The organism is Massilia glaciei (assembly GCF_003011895.2).
GTDB classification, from domain to species: domain Bacteria; phylum Pseudomonadota; class Gammaproteobacteria; order Burkholderiales; family Burkholderiaceae_D; genus Telluria_A; species Telluria_A glaciei.
Genome location: NZ_PXWF02000148.1, coordinates 1 through 3,316, shown reverse-complemented (window position 1 = coordinate 3,316; position 3,316 = coordinate 1). Strand labels below are relative to the sequence as shown.

Genomic DNA, 3,316 nt, shown 5'->3' with positions numbered 1-3,316 from the left:
AATGTCCACTCAGTAACAGACTTCTTCTTATAGCGACCGTTTCTGAAATACTCGTCAAAAAGAAGGTGGGGATCGGCCTCGTTAAGTTCCTTTAGGAAACGCCAGTCTGCGGCTTTTCGTAGTGTTTGCATGTCCTCCTCATTAATATGGCATCTACCCACGGCAATGTCGTATGCAAGCGCTTTCTGCGCATGCATACCATTTGTCATGATGGTCGAATGGTCGGTGGCGTGTGCGGTCACATTAGCGGCAAGGTTTTCCTTGATTTTATCGTTGCGCCATGATTTGTATTTATAGCTGGCTTTGCTCGGATCGTCTTCCTCGGTTACCTTTGCGTCAGGCGCATAGCGCCCATCGCGCTTGGCCTGCAGGCGCAGAAAGGCATGGTGTTCATACCTCAAGGCGGCCTCGCTATTCTTGTCGCCTTCCGCAGCATCGTTCCCCTTATTTCTGGCCGCCTCTGTGCCGCCGCTGACAACCGCGTTATCGCCAAAATAGGGATCGTCGACTTTTCGCTCTCTGTCCTTGTCCCGCGACTCGCCCGGCGCATCGTTACCCTGATCAAAATTTTTGCTCGATTTGCCAAAGCGTAGGGCTTCCGGCACAAATTCTTCTGGCAAATCAGGCGCCGTAAGCGGCGTTTTCCAATCGTTGGGTGGCAGGGCATTTATGCGAATACTAGCCAAATGCATAGTGACAATGGCAACAGGGGCGGTCAAAAAGGTCATCACTTTGCCGATAATGCGATCGTTCGTATCTAGCCCCTTACCTATCGAATATTGCGCTTTCTGCGACTCGGGAAACCAGAACCCCTGGCTGCCGGGCTTGAGCTTTCCGCCGTGGTGATTTGTCCAGAAGTCGTATTGGCCCTGCTTGCCCACCATGAAATCCTGTGCGAACACCCGTTGCGAAAACACGCCCTTGGCATTGGTGGCATCAATTTCATCCTGACTCATGCCGCGCCAGCCAATCCCCTGCACAGTGCTCGCGGAAATGACGTGGTCATGTGGGTTGAAGTACAGTGTCACGCGGCCATAGGTGGAGGGTGTGGTGCCATAGCCATGCCTTTTTCGATCGGACTTGGCATCGAAACCATGCGCTTCATTTTTCATCATCGTGTCGATGTATTCGGGACTCTGTTCCATCGGCGCCTGCTTGCGAACGATGTCGAAGAACGCGGCCAGGGTTTTGTTGCGGGCCTCCGAGGTCTGGCGCCCACCGTTGCCCTGGGCATCTTCCATGTGCCGCTCGGCCCATCCCTGTGTGAAGTTCTTCTTCACAAGGCTGTAGGGCGGATTGCATAGAACATAGTTGTCGGCTACGCACCGCCCCGTTTGCCCCTTTGAATCGGTCACCGCAGCCATCCGGTCCCCGAGAAAGGCGGCCGCCATGCCGATCATGTTGCCTTGGCTGTGACAGACAATCGTGATGGGGGCGTCAGCTTGCTTCTTTCTCACCGATTCAACAAGCTTGGCAAGCCGCAGCGCGGCCAGGACGTAATATGGACGTGGTGGGCAGGCATACACACTTCGGTCGTTTACGGGATTTAAGTGTTGGACGTGTAGCCAGAGAAACAGGTTGTCCAGTAGTCCCGCGCCCCACAGGTCTGGCAGAGACGTGCATCCATTGGCAAACGGACCGCCACCCCAGTAATTGTGCTCATTGAGATAGAGTCCCGCGCCATATTTTTTCAGTTCATCGCCACTGGCTTTGTAGCCCCAACGGAATTGGATCACTGGGGAAAAATTCGGCTCTGATTTTATGAATGTTTGAGCGTCCATTTCTGGATTAATGAAACCGTCTTCGGTCAATTCAGGAAGATACCGCGCCGGCCTCAACTGTCCACCCTCGGGCGTTGGGTGTTTCTTATGCTCATCCCGGCGCTTGAGGCGGTCGTTTAAACCACTGCACAGCCCCTCTTCACAAGCGGTGTACCACTCGCCGTCCGAATTTACGCCGTGGACGAAGATTACAATTCCGGGTAGCGGCATCTGCTGCACCACCTCGAGAGCCCTCTCGGGATCTACGCAAACAAGCGCCGAACCGACGCCCAGAATCGTGTTGCTCGGATCGCTAAATGGATTGGCGCCGCCGTCACAGGGCGGTGGCGGTGCGCCAGCGTTAATGTTTAGCATTGTTTTCTCACTCGGTTTGGCTGGTCGGATGGAAGTGCATCACTTGGGCGGGCGGTAGAAGATCGCCCTGATCTTTTGCAGTCGGTCGGAAACAATCTTTTCGCCCTTGCCGTCGCTGTCGCTGACTCCACTCAGCGGGCTGTCGCCGTCTCGCTCGACATACAGATTCACGCCTTCGACTGGCTTGCCATCGGTGGCGCGCACCAGTTGCGGAACGCGCCCAAAGTCGCCGGCGCCGAACGACGGCAATTCGGTGCTGGCGCTGGCGGGGCCATTCCAATGGTGCCCGTCGGTCTTGATGGTCATCGGCCCGGGGCCGCCGACTTCCACGTCCCCGCCCTTGAGCCGCAGGTACGCGCCGCCACTCACCATCAACGTGACTTCGTCTTCAGCCATGATGATCAGTCTGCGCCCGGCAGTAACCTTGACGTCCTTGGCCGAATCGATCTGCATATCGTCATGCTGGCTTTGCATCAGGAATTTGCCGTTGTGGGCGATCTGCGAAATCCCGTCCATGTGCGAGAAGAGCGAGATCCCTTTGCCGGCATTGAGAGTGAACCGCTCGCCGCTGGTCAACTGCATGTGCTGCATGGCTACCGTGTCGATGTTCACCCCGGCGTAGCTGACCAAGGTTTTGGGCGTGGTAAAGGCGAGGCCGGCCGGCGCGGTAACGCTTAAGGTCGGTTTGCCGCCTTGTCCTTCGGGCGCCGTGTTGCTTCCAATGGCGGCCGCGCTCACATCGTCCTTCAGTTCGGCCTGCGGAACGGGATCGATCGGCTGCGCCTTGTGCTCGGCGGCGTACTGGCCGAGCGATTTAAACAGGTCCAGGCAATCCTGCATCAAGGCTACATGCTCTTCGCTGCTGAGCTGGTCGCCGCTTGCATCAAGCCGTTTCCACGCGGAGATCAGTAGCGACTTTGCGGTGCGAATGGCGCCGCTGTCGTTGGATGCTAGTTCAAAGCCTTCGCCGCGCGGGTCTGCCCAGCCGTTGCGCCGCGGATGCGTCAGGTAGCCAAGGTTGAGCTGGCTGTGGCCGTGCTCGCTTTCCAACTGCGCGCTGATCTGCCCGGGCGTGTCGTCCAAGCGCAGCTGGTTGTAGCGGAACGCCTTGGCCTCCTTGCTCTTTATTCCCGACAGATGTTTGTCGCCCGGAAGCACGCTGGCGCGGCTGAAGGTGGGAG

At 57.1% G+C, this 3,316-nt stretch carries 2 protein-coding genes; both read right to left on the bottom strand.

The features are described from left to right. Positions 1-2,135, bottom strand: a 2,135-nt coding sequence (locus C7C56_RS10245; protein WP_146204395.1) for a T6SS effector phospholipase Tle3 domain-containing protein, incomplete at its 3' end; no start/stop codon positions are given. 39 nt (positions 2,136-2,174) lie between these two features. Continuing rightward, on the bottom strand, positions 2,175-3,316 hold a 1,142-nt coding region (locus C7C56_RS10240), incomplete at its 5' end, for a DUF2345 domain-containing protein (protein WP_146204394.1).